This window comes from Mycolicibacter sp. MU0083, assembly GCF_963378075.1.
Taxonomy (GTDB): Bacteria; Actinomycetota; Actinomycetes; order Mycobacteriales; family Mycobacteriaceae; genus Mycobacterium; species Mycobacterium kokjensenii.
In genome coordinates this window covers 4,229,395-4,249,876 of record NZ_OY726394.1, presented here as the reverse complement: position 1 = coordinate 4,249,876, position 20,482 = coordinate 4,229,395, and the positions used below count along the sequence as shown (strand labels likewise).

20 protein-coding genes are annotated in these 20,482 nt (G+C 64.2%); 13 read left to right on the top strand and 7 right to left on the bottom strand.

Annotated features, from left to right (window positions below; translation table 11 throughout):
- Positions 1-527 precede the first annotated feature (527 nt).
- Positions 528-1,391 carry a phytanoyl-CoA dioxygenase family protein gene (locus RCP38_RS19580; protein ID WP_308474558.1) on the top strand — a complete coding sequence of 288 codons (864 nt, stop codon included), beginning with the start codon at positions 528-530 and terminating at the stop codon, positions 1,389-1,391.
- Between the two features lie 73 nt (positions 1,392-1,464).
- A complete protein-coding gene (locus RCP38_RS19575; protein ID WP_308474557.1) occupies positions 1,465-2,577 on the top strand; it encodes a Zn-dependent alcohol dehydrogenase in 1,113 nt (370 codons plus the stop codon).
- A 105-nt stretch (positions 2,578-2,682) separates the two neighbouring features.
- On the opposite strand, the gene RCP38_RS19570 is transcribed toward RCP38_RS19575, so the two are convergent.
- Positions 2,683-3,372, bottom strand: coding sequence for a transporter (locus RCP38_RS19570; protein WP_308474555.1), 690 nt, complete (start codon positions 3,370-3,372; stop codon positions 2,683-2,685).
- 208 nt (positions 3,373-3,580) lie between these two features.
- On the opposite strand from RCP38_RS19570, the gene RCP38_RS19565 reads away from it, so the two are divergent.
- From RCP38_RS19565 to RCP38_RS19555, 3 genes are all read left to right on the top strand, one after another.
- The gene (locus RCP38_RS19565; RefSeq protein ID WP_308474553.1) at positions 3,581-5,116 is read left to right on the top strand and encodes a flavin-containing monooxygenase; all 1,536 of its coding nucleotides are present in this window, start codon (positions 3,581-3,583) and stop codon (positions 5,114-5,116) included.
- Positions 5,109-6,032, top strand: coding sequence for an alpha/beta fold hydrolase (locus tag RCP38_RS19560; RefSeq protein ID WP_308474552.1), 924 nt, complete (start codon positions 5,109-5,111; stop codon positions 6,030-6,032). Before RCP38_RS19565 ends, RCP38_RS19560 begins: the two co-directional genes overlap by 8 nt.
- Before the next feature lie 148 nt (positions 6,033-6,180).
- A complete protein-coding gene (locus tag RCP38_RS19555) occupies positions 6,181-7,416 on the top strand; it encodes a PucR family transcriptional regulator (RefSeq protein ID WP_308474551.1) in 1,236 nt (411 codons plus the stop codon).
- A gap of 97 nt (positions 7,417-7,513) precedes the next feature.
- Here the strand turns inward: RCP38_RS19555 and RCP38_RS19550 are convergent, their stop codons facing one another.
- Positions 7,514-7,882 (bottom strand): hypothetical protein, encoded by a 369-nt coding sequence (locus RCP38_RS19550; RefSeq protein WP_308474549.1) that lies wholly within the window; start codon positions 7,880-7,882, stop codon positions 7,514-7,516.
- 907 nt (positions 7,883-8,789) lie between these two features.
- Here RCP38_RS19550 and RCP38_RS19545 point away from each other — a divergent pair.
- From RCP38_RS19545 to RCP38_RS19535, 3 genes are all read left to right on the top strand, one after another.
- On the top strand, positions 8,790-10,991 hold the full coding sequence (locus RCP38_RS19545; protein ID WP_308474548.1) for a hypothetical protein: 2,202 nt from the start codon (positions 8,790-8,792) through the stop codon (positions 10,989-10,991).
- A gap of 32 nt (positions 10,992-11,023) precedes the next feature.
- Positions 11,024-11,305 carry a hypothetical protein gene (locus RCP38_RS19540; RefSeq protein WP_308474547.1) on the top strand — a complete coding sequence of 94 codons (282 nt, stop codon included), beginning with the start codon at positions 11,024-11,026 and terminating at the stop codon, positions 11,303-11,305.
- A 449-nt stretch (positions 11,306-11,754) separates the two neighbouring features.
- Positions 11,755-12,012 (top strand): DUF3297 family protein, encoded by a 258-nt coding sequence (locus RCP38_RS19535; protein WP_308474546.1) that lies wholly within the window; start codon positions 11,755-11,757, stop codon positions 12,010-12,012.
- 47 nt (positions 12,013-12,059) lie between these two features.
- On the opposite strand, the gene RCP38_RS19530 is transcribed toward RCP38_RS19535, so the two are convergent.
- Both RCP38_RS19530 and RCP38_RS19525 read right to left on the bottom strand, forming a co-directional pair.
- Entirely contained in the window at positions 12,060-12,704 is a 645-nt protein-coding gene (locus RCP38_RS19530; RefSeq protein WP_308474545.1) for an RES family NAD+ phosphorylase, read from the bottom strand.
- Positions 12,701-13,285 carry a hypothetical protein gene (locus tag RCP38_RS19525; protein ID WP_308474544.1) on the bottom strand — a complete coding sequence of 195 codons (585 nt, stop codon included), beginning with the start codon at positions 13,283-13,285 and terminating at the stop codon, positions 12,701-12,703. Before RCP38_RS19525 ends, RCP38_RS19530 begins: the two co-directional genes overlap by 4 nt.
- A 242-nt stretch (positions 13,286-13,527) precedes the next feature.
- Between RCP38_RS19525 and RCP38_RS19520 the strand changes: the two genes are divergently transcribed.
- The 5 genes from RCP38_RS19520 to RCP38_RS19500 all read left to right on the top strand — a co-directional run bounded on the left by RCP38_RS19520 (position 13,528) and on the right by RCP38_RS19500 (position 17,473).
- The gene (locus RCP38_RS19520) at positions 13,528-14,418 is read left to right on the top strand and encodes an alpha/beta fold hydrolase (protein ID WP_308477429.1); all 891 of its coding nucleotides are present in this window, start codon (positions 13,528-13,530) and stop codon (positions 14,416-14,418) included.
- A gap of 71 nt (positions 14,419-14,489) precedes the next feature.
- Positions 14,490-15,116 carry a TetR/AcrR family transcriptional regulator gene (locus RCP38_RS19515; protein WP_308474543.1) on the top strand — a complete coding sequence of 209 codons (627 nt, stop codon included), beginning with the start codon at positions 14,490-14,492 and terminating at the stop codon, positions 15,114-15,116.
- A 33-nt stretch (positions 15,117-15,149) separates the two neighbouring features.
- Positions 15,150-16,142: an oxygenase MpaB family protein gene (locus RCP38_RS19510; protein WP_308474542.1), complete on the top strand. Its 993-nt coding sequence runs from the start codon at positions 15,150-15,152 to the stop codon at positions 16,140-16,142.
- The gene (locus RCP38_RS19505) at positions 16,139-16,699 is read left to right on the top strand and encodes a GXWXG domain-containing protein (RefSeq protein ID WP_308474541.1); all 561 of its coding nucleotides are present in this window, start codon (positions 16,139-16,141) and stop codon (positions 16,697-16,699) included. The genes RCP38_RS19510 and RCP38_RS19505 overlap by 4 nt, the downstream gene beginning before the upstream one ends.
- A gap of 15 nt (positions 16,700-16,714) precedes the next feature.
- A complete protein-coding gene (locus RCP38_RS19500) occupies positions 16,715-17,473 on the top strand; it encodes a nuclear transport factor 2 family protein (protein ID WP_308474540.1) in 759 nt (252 codons plus the stop codon).
- A 217-nt stretch (positions 17,474-17,690) separates the two neighbouring features.
- Here RCP38_RS19500 and RCP38_RS19495 read toward each other — a convergent pair whose 3' ends face one another.
- From RCP38_RS19495 to RCP38_RS19485, 3 genes are read right to left on the bottom strand one after another with little or no spacing between them, the layout of a single operon-like run.
- Entirely contained in the window at positions 17,691-18,326 is a 636-nt protein-coding gene (locus RCP38_RS19495; protein ID WP_308474539.1) for a DUF433 domain-containing protein, read from the bottom strand.
- A 37-nt stretch (positions 18,327-18,363) separates the two neighbouring features.
- Positions 18,364-19,395, bottom strand: coding sequence for a CobW family GTP-binding protein (locus RCP38_RS19490; protein ID WP_308474538.1), 1,032 nt, complete (start codon positions 19,393-19,395; stop codon positions 18,364-18,366).
- Positions 19,396-19,433: 38 nt separating this feature from the next.
- Positions 19,434-20,420, bottom strand: coding sequence for a PE-PPE domain-containing protein (locus tag RCP38_RS19485; RefSeq protein WP_308474537.1), 987 nt, complete (start codon positions 20,418-20,420; stop codon positions 19,434-19,436).
- Positions 20,421-20,482 lie beyond the last annotated feature (62 nt).

Genomic DNA, 20,482 nt, shown 5'->3' with positions numbered 1-20,482 from the left:
GATCACTGATATAACGGCAAGGGCAGTGTCGTGTGCGCCCATCCCACGCCGGGCCCGCGAGATTGCCCAACGACAACCATGCAGCTTCGGGCTCGTGGACCTGCGGGCACCGGCCCGAAGAAATGACACGAACTTGAGACAAACCCCGATGACATCGCGTGAGACATCCGGCGTCGCCGCTGGTCAGAACAACGCCATATGACACGGAGCCGGAGACCCTACAGGTGTTGTAGGAGCTCACGCCGCGGGTCATATTCTCCGCGGCGGTGCCATGTTCTTGTCAGGTGTCTCACCTGTCGCGATCGTTCGTGATGGGCTGCTTACGCGCTGAACGTGTTTCGGGTCGTGGTTACCTGACGTTCTCGCTTCGGCACCTTCACTAGGGGCGGGTATGCCGTCACCCGGGGCAGTGCAGTCTGCACCACTACCACCGAAATCTGCGACCGGATGCTGTAGTCGCACGGGCTGAGGTCCGCCCATTCTGGGGACCCAGATCTCAACGACCACAGCAAGGAAGTGTCGCCGCCATGCCTGCAACTGCCACCGCGAAACTACGCACGATCGCCGGTACAGCACCTATCGACGAGATTCTGTCGATCGTCCGCGAGGATGGCGGCGTCATCATCAAAGGGTTTCTCACACCGGATCAGGTCGCACGCTTCAATGCCGAGATCGACCCGGCCCTGCAGGAGCTGAATCCCGGTTCCAAGCACGACAACGAAATCGTCGCTGAATTCCACGGCCGGAACACCAAGCGCCTCACCAACCTAGTCAGCCGAAGCGAAACGTTCCGTCGCGAAGTGATCGATCACGACCTCGTTCATGCGCTGGCCGACGCGGTCTTTCTCGAAGAATCGGGAACCTACTGGATGACGACGGCTCAGGTGATCGAGATCGGTCCGGGCAACGCCGCCCAGATACTTCACCGCGACCTGGAGAACTGGCTTCCGTTCGTCGGCATGGGCCCCGCAGGGCCCGAGGTGACCGTCAACTTCCTGATCGCCCTGACCGACTTCACCGAGGGGAACGGCGCCACCCGAGTGATCCCGGGTAGCCACAAGTGGGATGACTTCGAGGACCGCGGCACGCCTGAGCAGACCATTCCAGCCGAGATGAGCGCTGGCGACGCGCTGTTCTTCAGCGGGAAGACCGCCCACGGCGGCGGCGCGAACCGCACTTCCGACGAGTACCGCCGTGCGGTCAGCTTCGCGCTCAACCCGGGCTTCTTGGTAGGCGAGGAGGCCTACCCGTTCCTCGTCGACCGCGAACTTGCACGATCGCTCCCGCCCCGAGTTCAGAGCCTCATCGGATTCCGCTCGCAGTACCCGACCGGCTCTCCGGGACTTTGGCAGGTCGACTACAGCGAGCTAGCGGACTACCTCGACCTCTGACCGACGAGTGCGATCCAGACGGGCGGAGCCGCTCCGCGTTGCGGCCGGAATCCAACAGCTTTCAGGAGATGTCATGACCATCGAATTCGACGCCGCCGTCTTCCGTACCGCGAATGCGGCACTGACCATCGAAAAAGTCTCGATCCCAGCGACTCCGCCGCCCGGCGACGTACTCGTGCGGATGCAGGCGAGTGGGTTGTGCCACAGCGACCTGCATGTGATCGTCGGTGAATGGGACGTGCCCATCCCCATGATCCTCGGCCACGAGGGCGCCGGGATCGTCGAGAGCGTCGGGGAGGGAGTCACGACGCTGGCGCCCGGCGATCACGTGGTTCTCTCCTGGACGCCCGCGTGCCATCGGTGCCGCTACTGCGTCAGCGGCCGGCCCGTCCTGTGCGACATGGTGAGCCGGCTTTCGGCCAACCACCTCTCCTTCGACGGTCGGTCGCGTGTCACGGATGCGGACGGGGACGTGCTCAGCTTCGCCGGCCTCGGTACGTTCGGTCAGTATGTGATGGTGCCCGAATCGGGTGCGATCGCCATCCGGAACGACGCGCCCTTCGAACCGTCGTCGCTCATCGGCTGCGCAGTCACTACCGGGGTCGGGGCAGCGGTCAACACCGCAAAGGTGCGTCCGAGCGACACGGTGCTGGTCATCGGCTGCGGCGGTGTCGGGCTGAGTGCGATTCAGGGTGCTCGTCTCGTCGGCGCGCAGAAGGTCATCGCTGCCGATATCTCCGACGAAAGACTCAACCACGCAAGCGCTTTAGGAGCCACTGACGTCATCAACAGCGCCCGCGAAGATCTGGCGGCGAAGGTCGCGAAGTTCACCGACGGTCGGGGGGTGGAGGTCGCGATCGAGGCCATCGGACTGCCGCAGACCATCGAGGCCGCTTACGCGGTGTTGGCCCGCGGCGGCACCGCCGTGGTCGCCGGGCAAGTGGCGGACGGCGTGAAGGTCACGATCGATCCGTTTGTCATGTCCGAACAGGAGCTTTCGCTCATCGGCTCGAACTATGGATCGAGCAAGGCCGACGTCGATTTCCCGATGCTCGTCGAGCACTACATGAACAACCGGATCGATCTCGACTCACTCATAACTCGGGTCATCGACCTGGAAGACATCAACGAGGGGTTCGACGAGATGAAGCGCGGCGTCGGAATTCGGTCAGTGATCAAGTACTGACGAACATTTCGTCCGCCCGCCGGAAGCCTGCAGAAGAACAAGCAAGGGGTCGCGCGGTGGCGTCGATCCAGCCGGCAAAGGTGCTGTATCCGATGTTGTGGATGCTCATGACGGTGCGGTCACTTTCTGGTCCGGCTTCGCACCGGCGGACATGTTGTGGGCTTGCATGGCGCGGTAGGCGAGGTAGTAGACCAAGCCCTGGGCGCCCCACGTCGTCAGCGCGGCGGTGTAGAAGATCGTGCGAAGTTCGTCGTCGAAGGGGAGCGGAAAGAAGTCGTAGGTGACCGCGATCACGGTCCCCGCAGCCGTGACCAACGCCGCCCAGCCGGCAAGACGCTTGGCCCCGATCGCCCACAGCCGCGCCACGAAGTACGCGAGGAAAAGCGTGGTGAGCAGGTTCATCACGACGTAGAAGGTGGCGGGGCCGATGTGCAGCGTCGAACGGTCGAACCCGCCCAGGACGAACCCGCCGGCAATGGCGAGTCCGAACGCGCCGACCTCAACCCCCAGGGTCGGCTTGTACCGGTGGGTCACCACCATCAGGCCCAACACCAGGACGAGCGTGAAGCCGAATGACCGCGAGAACGCGTCGAGGAAGAAGGCGACGGAAAACGGGACGGCGCCGGCCTCGGGGCCGAGCAGCGAGCCGACAAGGAAGTTTGTCGCCGATACACCGACGACCAAACATTCAAGGCCGAGCAGCCAGTTGCCGTAGTTGCGGAGGAACTTCCAGCCGCACGAGTAGGCGACGATGATCAACCACACATCGGCCAGGAGGAACACGATGTCCTTCATTGCCAGGGTCCTTTCGAGATTCAGGTGTGGTTACTGTCGCCAGCCGGAGACTGCGGTCGCAACGACACTGTGCACTCGTTCGGGGCGCACCAAGTGCACCGTGCACTCGCTCGTACGAAAGGAGGTGCGCGCTGTCGTAGTGAGCGAAGTCATGCCTCAGCCACTGTGGACGTCACGAAGCCACCGGAACAGCGAGGAGTTGGCAGCCATGACAGCTGACGTGTCGAGTGAGGTCGAGGATTTCGACGTCGTCGTCATCGGAGCGGGAATCTCGGGGATTGGCGCGGCAACGTATTTCAGCCGTGAGCTCCCACACAAGTCCCTCATCGTGTTGGAGGGCCGTGACAACATCGGCGGCACGTGGGATCTCTTCCGCTACCCGGGTATTCGCTCCGACTCCGACCTGCACACCTTCGGGTACGAGTTCAAGCCGTGGCGCCACGAGTCGGCGATCGCCGACGCACACTTGATCCGCGAGTACCTCCAGGAAACGGTCGACGAGAACAATCTGGCGCGTCTCATCAAGTTCCGGCACCGCGTCGTGCAGTCCGAATGGTCCTCGTCGGACTCGAAGTGGACGCTCACCGTTGAAGCGACTGACCCCGTCACCGGCGAGACTGCCACGAAGACTATCCGTACCGGGTGGGTTTTCGCGGCCACCGGCTACTACCGGTACGACGAGGGGTTCGCTCCGGAATTTGCAGGCCGCGACGACTTCGAAGGCCTGGTGGTGCACCCCCAGCACTGGCCCGAGCACCTCGACTACCGCGACAAAAAGGTCGTCATCATCGGCAGCGGCGCGACCGCCGTCACGATGGTGCCGGCGATGTTGACCGGCCCTGGCGCCGCTGGTCACGTGACGATGCTGCAGCGCACGCCGACCTACATCATGCCGATTCCCCGGGTCGACCGTCTCGCCGTTGCACTCACGAAGCTCCTCGGCGCCAAACGCGGCTACGCCGTCACGCGGTTCAAGAACATCTGGATCGAACGCGGGATCGTCAAGGGCCTTCGGATGTTCCCTCGGACGGGACGCCGGCTGATCCGGCGCGAGAACATCAAGCGGCTCCCCAAGGGATTCGACGTCGACAAGCACTTCAACCCGCCCTACAACCCGTGGGACCAGCGGCTGTGTGCGGCGCCCGACGGAGACTTCTTCGACGCGATCTGCTCCGGAAACGCTTCCGTCGTCACTGATTCGATCGTGAGATTCAGCAAGCGCGGAATTGTGCTGCAGTCGGGCGAGGAGCTCCAAGCCGACATCATCGTGACCGCGACCGGACTGAACATGCGGCTCTTCGACGGAATGCCGATCGTGGTCGACGGGCAGACGGTGGACATCGCCGACTCCTTCGCCTATCGCGGAATGCTCCTGAGCGGAATCCCCAATTGGGCCATGGCCATTGGCTATACGACGTCATCCTGGACTCTCAAGGTGAGCCTGATGTGCCGCTACTTCATCGACCTGGTCAAGTACATGGATGCTCATGGCTACGACCGGGCGGTCCCGGTCCCGTTCCCGGGAATGGATCGCAGGCCAGTGATGGACCTCCAATCCGGCTACGCCAAGCGCGGGGCGAAGATCCTGCCCAAGCAGGGCCCGGTCGCCCCATGGCGGATGGCGATGTCCTACCAGGAGGACGCCAGAGCGCTGCGCGGTCCCGTGGCCGACGAGAACCTCGCATTCGGCGCCAGTCAGTCGACTTCACAGCAATCCGCCGAGAGACAACAGGCGCATGCCTGACAACGGCGTCGACCGGTTCGCAACCCTCACGTCCGGGACAACCATCTGCTTCCGCGTCTTCGGCGACGTGGCCGACCCCGCTATGCTGCTCACCGCCGGGCTGGGCGAGGACCTCACCTTCTGGAGCGATTCGTTCGTCAGATCGATTGTCGCCCGGGGATTTCGGGTCATAGCCATGGACAACCGGGACGTCGGCCAGTCGACGTTCGCGGCTACTCCAGCACCTGCACTCTGGCGTCAGGTGATGGGGTGTCCCCGAAGCGACGCCTACTCACTTACGGATATGGCCAACGACTGTGTCGGCCTGCTCGACCATCTGGGAATCGCACAGGCCCATCTCGTTGGGCGGTCCATGGGCGGAATGATCGCGCAAACGCTCGCCGCGACAGAACCCAAGCGAGTGCTGTCGCTGACCTCCATCTACTCGACGACCGGAGCGCGCAATCTCGGTCGGCCGGCGCTGTCGACGATGCGACTGCTCGTCGCTCCTGCGGCGAAGAATCGGACAGCAGCCGTGCGCAATCACCTGCAGATCACCAGACACATTGCCGGAACCGCATACCCCATCGACGACGCAGCGGAAGCGGCCATCGCAGCGCGGGGATGGGATCGCGCCGCCGGTGACCCCGCAGCCGGCGTGGCACGCCAGATCCAAGCGATCCAGTGCTCCGGAGACCGCACTGCCAAGTTGCGCAGAATCACCGCTCCAACGCTGGTCATCAACGGTGACCGGGACTTGATGGTGCATCCCGGTGGCGGCGTCGCAACGGCCAAAGCAATTCGCTCGGCGCAGCACGTCGTCATTCCCGGCATGGGCCATCACATTCCGCAGGCCCTGGTCGACCCCATCACCCGATACATCTCACAACATGCAGACCGCGTGAACCAGGGAGGGCGCCATCTCGAGATCTCGTGAAAACAGTTCCGGCGCCACAACTGTCGATATCGCGGTGCTGTTCTCACCGGCCTGCGGGCCGCAGAACGGGCCGCCGGGCTGGTCAGCGTCGAGGAAATAGCGTCGGTGTAGCCGCCTCGTCCCGCACAGTTAGGGGAGACTTGTCGGCATGGAGGATCTGTGGCCCCTGCCCACCGTCGAGGCCGCCGACGCAATCCGAACACTGTGTCAGCGGCTCTTGATGGAGACGGATGCGATGACCGAGGTCATCGCAGGAGCCGCACTCATGGCGCAGTACGAACCTGCCCTGCTTCCGGATGCGTCGCTGGTCGAGGAGGACCGCCACCTCAACCGCTCCGATCTTGTCCAGTGGCTGACGTCGAACATCCAGCGACCGGGGCGAAGGGTCGAGCCCTACATCGGCCCGAGGATAGCCGAGTACATCCGCGACCTCGTTTCCCGCGGCATCGCACCGGATTTCGCTGGAGGATGGCGGGAGGCACTCGGCGTCGGATGGCGCCGATGGCTCGAAGAATGCGTGGCGCACTGCACAGACCCTGACCTCCTCGTGGAGGTCCTCGACGTGTCGGCGAAGTCGTTGGTGCAGTACGCCCTCGACTCGGTCTCCGCCCTGCGTGAGGCCAGCCTTGCGTCCGCGATGAGTGATGCAAATGCCGACGCGATTGCGCTGATACAACTGATCGCCAGTGGTGCCCCCATGACCGAGGACCTGGCGGAAGGACGGCTGAGGTACCGGTTGGCCCGCTCGCACATGGGTCTCGTCGTATGGACCGACGATCCTCAGCGGGCCAACGCGCTGGACGACGTGGTCGCGGCCGTGCGTTCCGCTTCGACGGGGGGAAGCGCCCTGATAGCCCGCGCAAGTGCCACGTCGCGTTGGATCTGGCTATCCGGGCCCGCGACACCCGACCTCCGCCACGTCGAGAAGATCGTGGCGAAGGCAGAGGATGTTCGAGCGGCCGTCGGACGGCCGGGAAAGGGACTCGACGGGTTCAGGTCCAGCCACCAAGACGCCCTCGCGGCCCAGGCGCTGATCGTTCGGCTCGGATCCGACCGGCGCTTCACGGCGTACGCGGACGTCGAGCTCATCGACAGCATCACAAAGGACCCGGCCAGCGCAAAGCGGTTCGTCACCAAGACTCTCGGCCCATTGGCCGCAGCTGACGAAGCGCTACGGCAGGCGTTGCTGACCTACGTGCAGTGCGGCTTCAACACCACTCGGGCGGCGGCCAACCTCTACGCACACCGAAACACCGTCGAGCGCCGAGTCTCGCGCGCCAACGAACTCTCCGTGGTCAAAGTGGAAGAGAACCCCACACACGTCGCCGCCGCACTCCTGGTGCTGGAGATTGCGCCCGGCATCACGGCGACCACACCCTTCTAAACGCGGCACCGCTGATGTCGTTTCTTCAGCCCTCGGTAGTGGTCTTGCCCGCTGCACGGATCCCTTACCGCCTGACTCCGGGCCCGGAAGATCCCGATTACGCCTGACCCAAACTCGGCCGGTAATCAGCCGCCTCGGACTCGGCAGCAAGCAGCGCACCCAGCTCACCCTCCTGCTGGGCGACAAACACACCGATTACCTGCCGGCATACTTCCGGCACGCTGACCCCACGCATATCCGCAATACGTTTCAGGCCGAGCAGCATCGACGTCGACACATGAAACTGAACAGCGAACTGACCGCACGAACCATCCTCGGGCGGCAACCCCGGACCCACCACTACAGGTTCATCAACCCCGTACTGGCCCAACTCAGCACGCCGAGCCCGCTCGACAACCCCACCGCGATCGCCGCCACCAACGCCGTCGGCCGGATCTCGGAACTCCTCATGACTGAACAGACCCATTCCACCTACGCTAGACCCCGCCGAATTTCACGCATCCTCAGGCGAAGCGCCGGCTCCAATTCCGCGACTCCTCAAGACTTGACCGCGGGCAGCAGATGCGACCAGAGGCTCGGATAGCTCCGACATGGTGGGAGCTCAGCACCGTCAGGTGTCAGAACAAGTCAGACCGCGGCGTCGGCGCAATTGATCTCGGTCGCGCTGGTTAGGTTGGCGACGGGGCACCGCCGCAGAAGTGACACTAGCCTGAGACAAAACGGGGTGACATCACGTGAGACAACCTGCATCGCCGCAGGTCTGAATGTCGTCACATGACACGGAACGTGGGACCCTACAGCAGTGTAGGGTCCCATTCTCCGTGTCATATTCCCAGCGTTGTTGGCATGTCCTTGTCATGTGTCTCACGAACGTGTCATGGGGATATACGCCTATGGCAAGTTGCAGGCCGACCCCTACGGGAGCCAGTGCTGACTGGGGCTGCCGCCGAATTGGGAGTGGTCGTAGCCCGTCTCTGCTGGCGTACTCCCCTGCCCGACTTCGCTTGTGAACGCGGCGCGAGTACATGCCGGTACCGCTGATCAGGTCCGACTCGTGCACCACTCTGCCGAACGCAACCAGTTGGTGGGGTTCTGCCACCGTACCTACCGTCAGGGTCCGGGGCCGACAGGTTGATCTGAGCACCATAGACACGCATGCCGTCTACTAGGTCCTTCAGTCACGTTATTCGGTATAGTGAACGGCATTACCATCTTATGGAGAATTGTTTCATTTGAAAGGAATGCCGGACCGGCGGAGAGGCAGCTAATGCATAATTTCGTAGGACGCCCGCCCAATAGATCGCGTATCGGAGACGTGCCGCCGCGTGGTCTGCAGCGACGGGAGTCGTATCAATGAGATCTAGCCTTCAGGGTTGCCGCGGCTGATGGGCGGCAACTGGAAGGAGCCCCTATCATTTGATTCGACGGATATGTATGGCGACCTGCGTCGGCCTATGACGCACCGTGCGTATCGTGGCGCCGGTCAGGGGGCATTCAGCAGGGCAGTATGTTCGTTGCTTGTTTTGGCAGCGTCCGGCGCGATGTCCCTCGGACTGCTGCTGTTATATCGAATAGACACGGCTGATGGCACTCCCGTACTTCAACCAGATGACATTCAGCACCAACATCAACGAGCGTACGCGCTTATCGGCATCGGATTGGCTACCCTGGCCTTGCGAGTTGCGTTGAGCAGTTGGGCCAAGATTGGCCTTCGAGACGCGCGACTCAACTATGGAGAGCGTTCCATGCTAAATTCAACGTTGGCAATCAACGGTGATGCCTACTCGCGAGCAAAGCACGCCCTCTATAGAGGGTTGGAGATTTATCATGACGAAGAGATCGTAAACGCCTACGTCAGCCTTGCGAACCCGGCGCAATTGAACAGTAGGATCGGACATACATTTCATATCAACAAGGGATTTTACGTCCACAACGTCGTCCGAAAGGTGCGGCGCGGACTGGAGCACTCGACGGTCGATCGAGTCTTTTCGGTCGTTCACCGCGCCAAGAAGGGGGTAATCCTCGACGGATTTTCAATAGAAATTGATGGCCGAGCAGCGAGTTCGCTTTCGCTTCCAGAAAGCAGAGCCCTAACAGCTGTAGCGTTAACTTATAAGTACTTCGAACTGCGGGGCCGCCCCAAAAAATTTCCGGAAGACGATCTTTGGTACACGATTCTGACGGGGGTTTTGTCGGAGTTTCCAACCACTTCAAAAGTGGTGGCACGACGGAAGTTCGATGCCACGCTGCGTGGCGCCTCAACTTTCGAAGATAGTTTGGCAGAACTGCGAATTAGGATCGAGGGAAGCCCGCCTTACAGAGCCGGTAGTGTTTCAGACCGCGATATACGAGTATTTACCTCGCTGGTGAAGGAACTTGGGACCAACCAGGTAATCTGGACCGAGCTGCCGGCCAGTGGATTTTTGCAGAACAAAAAAGTAGGACGGTCCAGTCGTGAAATGTATTCCGACCGTTGGGCGCGGGTACTTGTGCGATATGCTGCACTGCAGAGGACGGCGTGGGGGGCTACCAGTGAATCCGTTCGGATGAAGTTGGGCATGATGCCTAAGAAAGTCGGGATGGAATTACCGCTCGCGAGCGAGTCTCATAGCTACCATCTTGAGGTGATTGCCCCGGACGGTATGTATTTTTATGATTTGAAACCGCATCTTTCGGAAAATCCCTCTGTGGGGGCAACTACTCGGCGAGCATCCGGCGTATGGCCGACTTTTTGGCAGGCGGCGCAGGCCATCTGCTCACGACTCGTTTCTTGGCGCAAATATCAGTGGCGCCGCGTGGTCTACATAGTGCATGTTTGGCGACATGTATTGATCAACAACAAAGGTGATTCAGATATACGATCTGCGATTCAACGACTTAGATCAGAGCGCTTCGAGCAAGATTCTGTTAGCCTTCAAACGCTGAGAACCGATATTTCACCCAGCTATCGCACTAACGAAAGAGGTCTGTCTTCAGCCCACGTCTATACTCGTGCGATCGGCAACCTTTTGGTGTCAAATTCAGGCAACATGGAAGGCGTCCCAGTCGTTCCGCACATTCGTTGGGAGTTACGGGAACGCCCCCCCGGAATACTATTACCTGCCGTTTTCCTAGGGATTTATGTGACATCGCTTGTATGGGCGGTTGGTGCATTGAGGCATGTATTTGATCCCCCGTCTGAATCAGCTTCGGCGATTCTCTTCGGTATCCCCGCTGTTATGTCGGCGTGGGTGCTATCTAAATTTACCGGTGAGCGGGTAGAGCGAGCATCGGTGTTCTCGCTGATAGCCGTTGTGTGGACTGTCCTTAATACCTTGGCGACCACCCTCGGTGCGCTTGCTCTTATGTCACAGAAGGAACCGTGGGCCTTTACGTTTCCGGCCGGATGGCCTCTCGATGTCCTGCACGGTTTTGTGATCGGGGACATCATCTGGCCACTGCTTATGCTTTCAACCGGTACGAACTTGGCCTGTCTGTCGGTGATGCTGGTTGCTCGCATGGGTCGGTATGCGGTACGGCGTACCGGCAAAGTTGATCGCGTGGAATCTCAATTTAGTGTGCCGAAATTTAGATAGCGTTGATAGCCGGGTAAACTGTAAGGTGTGATATGTCGATTGAAGATGGGGCGGACGATGTTATTTCGGAGCAGGGCGTATTAATTGAACGATCCGGTGCGTCATCCCAAGGAGAGTATCGCGCTGACGGTGATTCTGTGCGAGTATCTATCGTCGCGGAGGATGGAGGCCGGTACGCATATTATGACGGGGGGTCGGCGTCTATGACTTATGAAGGTGAAAATATGGGCGGCGATGCGCTGGAATTTTCCCGAGCGAAAGCTAGCGTGGAGGAACTTCGGGCGGTATTGAATGCACGGCTTGAGGCGGGGTAGCGGTGGAGTGGTCGGCGACTTCAGCGTCGGGCTTGTGTCAGGTCACGCGCCTAGGCCCGGGGAGGAGCTGAAGAAATCACCGAAACTTCAGGAACGACCGAACCGAATCCAGGTGAGACGACCGGCACCGCCGCAGCTCAGAACAACGCTTTATCGATCTGGGCGTGAGACTCGACAGGCCACTGGCGGGTCGCCGTCGGGCGCCATGTTCTCGGCGGTGGGGCAGCGTCGTCGTCATGTGTCAGAACAAGGCAGACCGCGGCGTCGGCGCAATTGATCTCGGTCGCGCTGGTTAGGTTGCCGACGGGGCACCGAACCCAGGGCGCCTCGCTTTCTCGGATACTCGGCGAGCCTGAGTGAATCACCCTGGGCTGTGTGGAGCCGAGTCGCGTAGATTCTTTGAAGGCTCAGGCCCAAAGACCCAACCCCCGCACTCAACGAAGGCCATCATGTCCGAGGACCAGAACACCGACGTTCCGCCGAATCACCTCTCCATCGACCCGCGCAGCGCCTTCTACAACGAAGAGGCGCTCCTCCGGGATGTGGGTATTCGCCTCAACGGTGTCGAGACGATCAATGTTCACGAGTACGACGTGGACGAGGGCTGGGTGCGCGTCGAGGTCCCTACCGCCAAGGACCGCCGCGGAAACCCCATGGTCGTCAAGCGCACCGGCACGGTCGAGCCCTATTTCCGAGCAACGGAATAGCACCCTTTTTCAGGCTGTCCCATCTCAATGAGGTGAACCGGCCAGGGTCAGATCACCAGATAGCCCAGCCGTTGCGCCGCGCCGCTGATTCGCCGCGCGAGGCCGGGGTGGGTAAGTGGCAGGGAGAGCGCGGGGCGGTTCGGCATCGCCGTCGCGGCGGGGGCGAATAGCGCGAGGCACGGCTGACCGGCGAACCGGCTGTTGTAGTGCAGGCCGTCGAGGTGGGGGAATGCCTCAGTGATGCGTCGGGCCCAGCGTTGGGCGATCGAGTGCGGGCCGGTCGAGAGGGCGGACGTGCCGCCGGCTCGAGTCGGCCACGCACCCGTGCTGTCGGCGGTCAGATCCAGCAGCCTGACTTCGCGGGTGAATTGCACCGCGGTCAGATAGGGGTCGCCGCGGAAGCGGTCGATGGTGCGCGCGACTTGGAAGGCCTCGGCCAGGGCGGGAGCGGGTTCGGAGGCGCCGTACCAGACGCCGATCCCCGGGTGCTCGCGCGCCGGGATCGGGTGCGGATCGAAGCGCAGGTGGGGGCCGTGCTCGCGGAATGCGTTCCAGGCCAGCACATGCTGGCCGGTGGTGCGGTGTACCCGCCACCACAACTCGTCCGTCGAGACGACGCGGTACTCGGTATCGCGGATGCCGATTTCGCGCAGGCGGTCGATGGGCGGTGGGCCGGGAAGGCGTGCGGTCACGCGGTGTACCAGTCGGTGTTGGCGGCAGCGGTGACGGCCGTGGCGATGTCACCGCCGTCGCGCAGCCACTCGAGCGGGGCCATCGGCCGGTTGTGGAACAGGTCGGGCTGGGGGGTGCGCAGAAACCCGGTGATGGCGATGGGATGAAGGCCGCCGGGCAGCGCTTTGAAGACCTGGTCGAGGCCGCGGATTTGTCGGCCGGGGCCACCATCGGCAGTGACCTCGAATTGGAGAATCGGGAACACCCAGCGCTGGCCGTCGGGGATGGCCCACAGCTCGCCGGCTAACCGCTTCTGCCGTATCCGGGACGTGGTGACGCCCAGGCCGGCGGCTACCTCGTCGGCGGTGAATGCCGTGACGGCCAGGTGGGCGGCGTGGCCGGCGATCTCCGTGGCCGCGGCGAGGTCGGCATCTCGCTCCTCGGGGAAGTGCGCCGCATCCAACAGGCGGGCTTCGTTCTCGGTGAGGGCAGCGGCCCAGGGCTGTAAGGAGGGCAGGGCTTTCAGGGCGGCGACGAAATCGGTGGTGGTGATCGCGTAGCGGTCGCGGAGCAATTGCTCCAGCTCAGGGTTCGCCTGCATGGCACCGTATCCTCTCTAACGAGAACTAACGAGAGTATATAAGCGTTAGGAACCAGTGTCGACCTCGGCGTTCGCTCCGGTTTCTCGCCCTGGGGCCCGGCTACAGGTATCGAACGCGATGGTGGCTGTGGCCCGCACTCGGTCGCTAATCTCGATGTGTGCCGGAATCACTGAACCCCTCATCCCCGGGACAGGGCCCTCGCCAAGGAGCAGTCGCTTCCGACGGCGATTCCCCGAGCCCGATCGTGCTCGACGTGGAGGGCTCCGGCGTCCAACCGCCGGTCGCCCCGCGGGTGCGCCGACTGTTCTGGCTGCTGGAGCGCATCGCGCCCGCAATCGGGTCGCGCTGGGCGGTGGAGCTGTGGTGCACCCCGCCGGTCATCGAGTCCAGTCTGCGGATGCCGCCCGGCGTCGCGCCCGGCGAGCCGCTGGAGGCGCACTGGGACGGGCACCGGATCGTCGGTGAATCCTGGGGGGACGGCCCGCTCGTCTACCTCGTGCACGGCTGGGGTGGGCGCCGCCCGCACCTCGGCATGTTCATCAAACCGCTCGTCGCAGCCGGGTACCGCGTCATCGCCTTCGACCTGCCCAGCCACAACGAGTCCGATCCGGGCGCATTGGCACCCGGTCGCACCACCGCCATCGAGTGCGCCAAGGCGGTGGAGGCCATGATCGGCACACACGGCCCGGCTCACGCGGTGATCGCCCACTCCCTCGGCTCCAACGCGACCGCATTGGCGGCGGCCGGCGGGGCGACGGTCGGACGGCTGGTGTTCCTGGCGCCGATGGGTGAATTCCCGATCTACCTGGACCTGTTCGCCGCCCGCCACAACTTCGGCCGACGGATCCGTGCCGGACTGCACCGCCGACTGGAACGCCGTATCGGCATGCCGCTGGAAGACACCAACATGGTCCGGATCGCGCCACGCACCGACTACCCGCCGTTGCTGGTCATCCACGATCCCGATGACCCCGAGACGCCCTATGTGACGAGCGAGAAGGTCGTCGCGTCCTGGCCGGGCGCGCGGTTGATGACGACGAAGGGCCTCGGCCGGCTGGCGCATTTCCGAATCCTGCGGCACCGCCCCGCGATTCAAGCGGGCGTGGAGTTCATCGGACCCGCGCCGCGGTGAAGAATATTCGGTTGTAAAAAGCAGGATGGTTGGTGGCGGGCAGTCGATCCCCAGCCGGTAGCGTGCCCGACATGACCCCCGACCCCGCCAATCAATGGCGCGGCACCTCGCCGGCCGAGCGGGCCGACGAGCGCCGGCAGCGACTGGTGAGCGCCTGCCTGGAGATCGTGGGCAGCGACGGCTCGGCCGGGTTGGGCGTGCGGGCCGTGTGCCGAGCGGCCAACGTCAGCCACCGCTACTTCTACGAGTTGTTTCCCGACACCGACGCCCTGCTGCTGGCCGCCTACCAGCAGGCGGTGCACGAACTGCTCGCCGCGGTCGGCTCGGCCCTGGCCGGCGGCGGGTCGCAGATCCGCGGACAACTGCACGCCGCCTTCGGCGCCGCCACCGCGTTCCTGGAAGACAACCCGGTATACGGCCGCTTGATCTTTCAGGAGGCGTTGGCCCACGAGGCGTTGCGGCAGCATGCCGCCCCAGCCCTTCCGACCTTTCTGCTCACGGTGCGGGAGCTGGCCGAGCCGGGCCGCGACAAGAGGATTCGTCCGCTGGAGACCGCCCTGATCTCCGGGGGTCTGGCGGCGATTTTCATCGAATGGCTCTCCGGTACCGCCGAGTTCACCAGGACCGAGCTGGTCGACTACTGCACCGACGCCATGATGGCGGTGTTGTTCATCGACCGCGACAAGCGCGGTAGTTGACAGCCGTCAAGTCATAGAACACACTCGTGTCCTATGGCGACGAGTGGCGTACCGGACTGCCTGTCGGGGGAGCGGGGCGATAGCGGCTTCTTCGGTCCGGGTTCGGTGGCGTGGCGGGTCTTCACCGCCCCGGCCACCGCGCTGATGATCGCGCAGGTCACCAACCTGATGGAGGTCCCGCACATCGACTTCCAGTCCGTCCTCGTCGACCACGACCCGCTGTTCCCCACCAACCGCAAACGGCAGCGGGGGCGCGGTGGCGCCCGCAAAGACGGCTACTTCCACGACCGGCTCCGGCGCACGCTGAGCGTTCCGCTGCCGATTCTGTTCGGGGACAAGAAATCCGCGACCGCATGCGCCGACCGACTGATGCAATACCACCGGCCGATGAACGGCCCGGCCGCCGCGGGCGCGCCCGCCTACTCGGCGATCGACCCGGAGACCATGCTGTTCGGGGCGGTCACCATCGCTCACTCCGCGCTGATCGCCTACGAACGGTTCGCCTTCCGGCAGGGCCGGCTGCCGCGGCGGCTCGATGCCGCCGACCGCGACCGCTACTTCGCCGAGATGTCGGTCCTGGCAACGCTGATGGGAGTACCGGCCGCCGACGTCCCGATGACCGCGGCCCAGGTCGACGCCTACTACCGCTCGATCGCCGACAAATTCACCCGCCGCCGGGGCTTCCGTGGCGCGCAGGTCAAAGCCGCCGCGGCACTGATCGTTCCCAGCGGATGGCGTGATGTGCCGAAGACCGTGCGGGACGTGCTGCTGATCGCCTCGGCCGCCGTCGCCGCCGCGGCGCTGCCACGCCCGTCGCGTCGGCTCAACGCCCTTCCCGCCCTTGCCGATCCGCTGCTGGCCGTGCTGTATGCGGCGTGGCTCCCGGTGTTCGCGGTGGTCAGCCTGCCGGGAGTGCGGTCGCTGGCGCTGCGCTGGTATCTGGGTGCCGCAGACACCGCGACGCTCACCCGGGCGCGGCGCAGCCTCGGCGCCCGACCGGACGTCGCATTCGAGGCGGTGGCATGACCGGAGTCAGCCCGTTGCCCGAGGGCACCGGTCCGATCGTCATGCCCGCGGCCGACGCGATGGCGCTGTTCGACTCGCTGCCGCCCTGCCCCGTCGAGACACTGCGCGGCCGCTGGGCCGGCCGCGAGGTGTTCAGCGGCGGCGCCCTCGACGGCGCGTTGGCCAACGTGTCCTGGTACGGCAAGCAGTTCGACGGCGTGAACGCGGTGCACCCGCTGATGGTCCGCGACATCCACGGGCGCCCCTTCGCGTTGAACCCGGCCGCGGTGCCGATGCGGATGATCTCACACCCGATCCGGGCGCCCCGCTGGGTTCCGAGAGTGGCGCCGCGCGCGATGACGCTGCTCAAACCGATTCTGCGGGCACGCGATTACGGGGCCGATCTGACCGCGACGACGTTCCGCGGGGTCGACACCGCGGCGATGGCCTACCGTGACAGGCCGGTCCTCGACGTCTTCCGGCTGCTCGACGAGCACACCGTGCTGGGCCTGATGGACTATCCCGGCATGACCGAGCCGTGTTTCTTTGTGCTGCAACGTGACCCCCAGACACCGTGATCGAAGGAGACGGCCATGTTCGATGAAGCGAAGTTTCAGGAGGCGCTCGCGCAACCCCGCTTGCGGGGCCATGTGCCCGAGTACCTGCACTCCAACCGGGCCGTGCCCATCCGCGTCATTCAGGAACCCGAACTTCAGGCGATGACCAAGCAGTGGTTCGTCGACTTCGAACGCAAACTGGAGCACTACAGCACCAGCTTCGGTACCGATCTGTCCTGGGTCATGACCTGGGCGAAGAAGTACTGGTGGAGCTTCCTGGTCCGCGACATGGACATCAACGACGAGTTGTACGCCCCCGACATCACCTACACCGACGTCACCACGTTCGGCCGGACCATCGTCGGCATCGACGACTTCGTCACCTACAACTTCGCGTTCTTCGAGGCCATCCCGGACTGGCGCTATGACCCGCTGCCGGACCAGGTCTATCTCGACGTCACGCCGGAGGGCAAGGTCCGCACCATGATCCGCTACATCGGCAGCGGCCACTGGACCGGCGGGCTGCGGCTGCACCCCTACGACGAGACGGCACCGGTGGTCTACGGCGACGGCCGATTCATCCAGGCGCCGGCCGTCGACCGCTACCACTTCAACGCCGACGGCCTGATGGAGGAGGGCGAAACCCTCTACGACATCCTGGACGGCCTGCAGCGCGGCGGCGTGCTGCCCCGCGACGACAGTTGGGCGCTGCGCACCCTGTTCTCCGCCTCCAAGATTCCCGCCACCATCAACCGGGTGCGCCGGCGCATCCCGCTGCTGGGTGACCGCACCTGACCGCAGCCCGTCACCGGCTGCCGCAGGCCCGCAAGAAGTTCTCGGTGAAGGTGTCGCAGACGGAGTCTGCGTCAGGGCCGACTCCGGTCGCCCGGGTATCCGGGGTGAGGCGCCAGTCGTAAGGGCCGCACGCCCGACGGGCTCATGCGACATAGGAGTTTGCCCAATCCGAGGGTGTTCTCGTCGGTGAAGTACACCGGCGCGACCCCCTGGGGCATCAGGCAGTGCGCTCGCTGCCTGCGATCAGCTCGAAGCGGATTGCTTCGTCCACTTCTCCGGGGGCCAAGTCATACAGATCGGCTAGTTCATCGCGGCCGGTGCCGGCCCGGTAGTCCTCGGCGAGAGATTCAGTTCTCACGCCACGGATCGCGGGTTGGCCGAAGGCCTTTCGCGGATCCATCACGACGTCCGGGGTTCGGAGGTCCGGCAGCATGTGCGCCACCACGTCATCGGTGTAGCCGACCGCCGATTGGAATTGTTCGGCCGGGACAGCCAGTACCAGTTGCCCATTGCGAACCACAACGAGTTGCAGTGGGCGCTCAAGTCCGACCCGTTCTTGTACGACTCGGACTAGTTCGCGTCCTTCAACGTCGAGAAACGGGCGCGCATGCGCTAGTGGGTAGCGGCCGAATTCACTGCGCAGCGCCACGATCGCCGGGCGGAGCCGCTGCACGGGGACGTCGCGGCTGCGGTACTCGGCGAGCAGCCGAGACTCCACCATCTCGCCCCAGGTGACCGAGTCAGAGCCGGTCGGTTCTTCTCGGAGTACGGGATCGTAGAACTTCCCACCGCGGGTGTAGCCCTCCAGCCATCGTTTGGCTGTGCCTGGATACAGGCCGACAAGGCGATCCACATCGGGGTACGAGTAGATCGCCCGATCGAGTAGCGAACTAAATGCTGTACTGCCGCAACCGCTGTAACCGCCGCATCCCGGCGGCGGCCACCTTCCCCGTACACGGGGCCAGTGCCTGCTCCAGCCGTGCGCGGACGTCGTCGACGTCCAGCCCCGTGCCGATCGCCACCAGGTGACTGCCCGTGGAACCGGCGGGTGCGGTCACCACGTGCACCGAGGTGCCGACGACGTTGACCAGGTAGTGACGCTTGCCGATCGCCACGGTGCCCTTCATCCGGTAGACGCCGGCCGGCGGCCCCTCCAGCAGGTCGATCAGCGGCCCCGGGTCCACCGCACCCTCGCCGACGACGGTCACCGACGACGCGTGCAGATGGTCGCCATGGCCCCCGTGCTCATCGCCGGCGGCCTCGTCGAGCAGCAGTTCCCGAAACGACATCTGGCCGGTCTCGCCACCGTCGTCGACGTCGTAGAGCAGCCGCGGATCCACCCGCCCGCCAATGACACCCACCACATGCGCATCGGGATTGAGCTCACGGACGCGAGCCTCGATCCGGGCCAGCGTCTCGGCGCGCTCATCCTCGGCGATCCGGTCCATCTTGTTGACCACCACCAGCGAGGCCGCACCGTAGCGCGGGGGAGGGATGGATCCGGTGTCGACGGTGGCGAAGTGCTCCACCGCGTCGACGACGTCGACGAGCCCGCCATGGCGGATCCGCTCCACCCCGCTGAACCGGATCATCCGCGACACCGCCGGCGGCTCGGCCATCCCACTGGCCTCGATGATGATCGCGTCCAGGGCCAGCTTGGGGTCGGCGAGCTTCTCCAGCGCGTCGTCCAGTCCGCCGTCGTCGGGCAGGTGGCAGATGCAGCCGCCGGCGATGGACAGCGGCTCGTCGACCTGACCGGTGACCAGGCCGGCGTCGACGTTGAGTTCGCCGAAGTCGTTGATGATGACGCCGATTCGCGCCCCGGGTGCACGCAGCACGTGGTTGAGCAGGGTGGTCTTGCCCGCCCCGAGATAACCGGTCAGGGCGATGACGGGAATGGCGGGCGCGTTGCGGTCGACCATCCGGCCATTATGGCCGGACCCGGCTGAGTCGAACCGACTCAGACGTCCAACGGGAACCAGGCGTCCATGGTCTCCTCGACACCGGACCACTCGATGCCCATCCAGTCCCCGAAGAAGTCCTCGAGGTGACCGAAGGCGTCGTAGATGGAGGCGACCAGCGAGTAGAACAGGCCCTCCCACCAGCCGCTGTCGATCAGCCCGTGGCCCCAGGCGTTGAGCCAGGTGTCGAACTGTTCGGCGGCACCGGAGATGTCGACATCGGTCAGGTTCCCGACGACGGTGGTGTGGTTGTCGGCGACCTGCTCCGGGGTCAGCCCCAGATACATCATGTGCTCGTAGAACAGGCCGAACGTCGACGTCGACTCGTGGTTGGAGACGGGGTCACCGGGAAGCGAGTAGTTGGTGACCGCGAACAGGTCGGTGGGGGTCTGGTTGCCGTGCAGCATCCAGGAGTCGCCGGGCGCCGACGGGTCGGGTTCGCCCGGCGCGTTGGGGTATTCGCCGTCGGCATCGAACGGGTTACCGATGAACACGAAGTGCAACGAGTCCAGGGGGACGCCGTCGTGTGCCAGCTGCACCATCGCCAGGGACCCGGCGGTGGCGCCCTGCGACCAGCCGAAGATCCACAGTGGGTTGTCCTCGTTGTAGGTGTCGGGGTTGGCGTCGAGTTCGGCGTGCACCGCGCGGACGATCTCGGCGGCCCCGACGAAGCTGCTGTGGCCCTGCTGGACCAGGGCGGGGGTGGTCAGCAGCCGCAGCGGTGCATCGCAGTCGCCCAGGCTGACCCGGCAGGCGTCCAGGTCCCCGTCGCCGGTGTCGAAACCGAGGCGCTCCAGATACAGGTCGACCGCGCTCTGGGCGAAGGTCGCCGACGGGGTCGACAGGATCGTCGGGCCGACGAAGAACGCGGTGCCGGAGAGCAGCTCGACGTCGATGTGCGTGGCGTGCGCCGCCGGTGTGGCCAGGAGGCCGCCGGCGACGGTGCCGGCGATCGCGATCGGTGCGAGGGCCTTGGTCAGCTGCATGGGACGCTCCTCCAGCTCAGCAGGTAGCTAAGAATCCCCCGAGTAAAGCACGGATCAGCGCT

Bases quoted from the DNA above. Each gene is read 5' to 3' on its own strand.
- RCP38_RS19540 (WP_308474547.1), top strand. From the start codon at position 11,024: ATGTCGATTGAAGATGGGGCGGACGATGTTATTTCGGAGCAGGGCGTA.
- RCP38_RS19550 (WP_308474549.1), bottom strand. From the start codon at position 7,882: ATGGGTCTGTTCAGTCATGAGGAGTTCCGAGATCCGGCCGACGGCGTT.
- RCP38_RS19515 (WP_308474543.1), top strand. From the start codon at position 14,490: ATGACCCCCGACCCCGCCAATCAATGGCGCGGCACCTCGCCGGCCGAG.
- RCP38_RS19525 (WP_308474544.1), bottom strand. From the start codon at position 13,285: ATGCAGGCGAACCCTGAGCTGGAGCAATTGCTCCGCGACCGCTACGCG.
- RCP38_RS19560 (WP_308474552.1), top strand. From the start codon at position 5,109: ATGCCTGACAACGGCGTCGACCGGTTCGCAACCCTCACGTCCGGGACA.
- RCP38_RS19575 (WP_308474557.1), top strand. From the start codon at position 1,465: ATGACCATCGAATTCGACGCCGCCGTCTTCCGTACCGCGAATGCGGCA.
- RCP38_RS19500 (WP_308474540.1), top strand. From the start codon at position 16,715: ATGTTCGATGAAGCGAAGTTTCAGGAGGCGCTCGCGCAACCCCGCTTG.
- RCP38_RS19505 (WP_308474541.1), top strand. From the start codon at position 16,139: ATGACCGGAGTCAGCCCGTTGCCCGAGGGCACCGGTCCGATCGTCATG.
- RCP38_RS19510 (WP_308474542.1), top strand. From the start codon at position 15,150: ATGGCGACGAGTGGCGTACCGGACTGCCTGTCGGGGGAGCGGGGCGAT.
- RCP38_RS19485 (WP_308474537.1), bottom strand. From the start codon at position 20,420: ATGCAGCTGACCAAGGCCCTCGCACCGATCGCGATCGCCGGCACCGTC.
- RCP38_RS19555 (WP_308474551.1), top strand. From the start codon at position 6,181: ATGGAGGATCTGTGGCCCCTGCCCACCGTCGAGGCCGCCGACGCAATC.
- RCP38_RS19565 (WP_308474553.1), top strand. From the start codon at position 3,581: ATGACAGCTGACGTGTCGAGTGAGGTCGAGGATTTCGACGTCGTCGTC.
- RCP38_RS19490 (WP_308474538.1), bottom strand. From the start codon at position 19,395: ATGGTCGACCGCAACGCGCCCGCCATTCCCGTCATCGCCCTGACCGGT.
- RCP38_RS19580 (WP_308474558.1), top strand. From the start codon at position 528: ATGCCTGCAACTGCCACCGCGAAACTACGCACGATCGCCGGTACAGCA.
- RCP38_RS19535 (WP_308474546.1), top strand. From the start codon at position 11,755: ATGTCCGAGGACCAGAACACCGACGTTCCGCCGAATCACCTCTCCATC.
- RCP38_RS19570 (WP_308474555.1), bottom strand. From the start codon at position 3,372: ATGAAGGACATCGTGTTCCTCCTGGCCGATGTGTGGTTGATCATCGTC.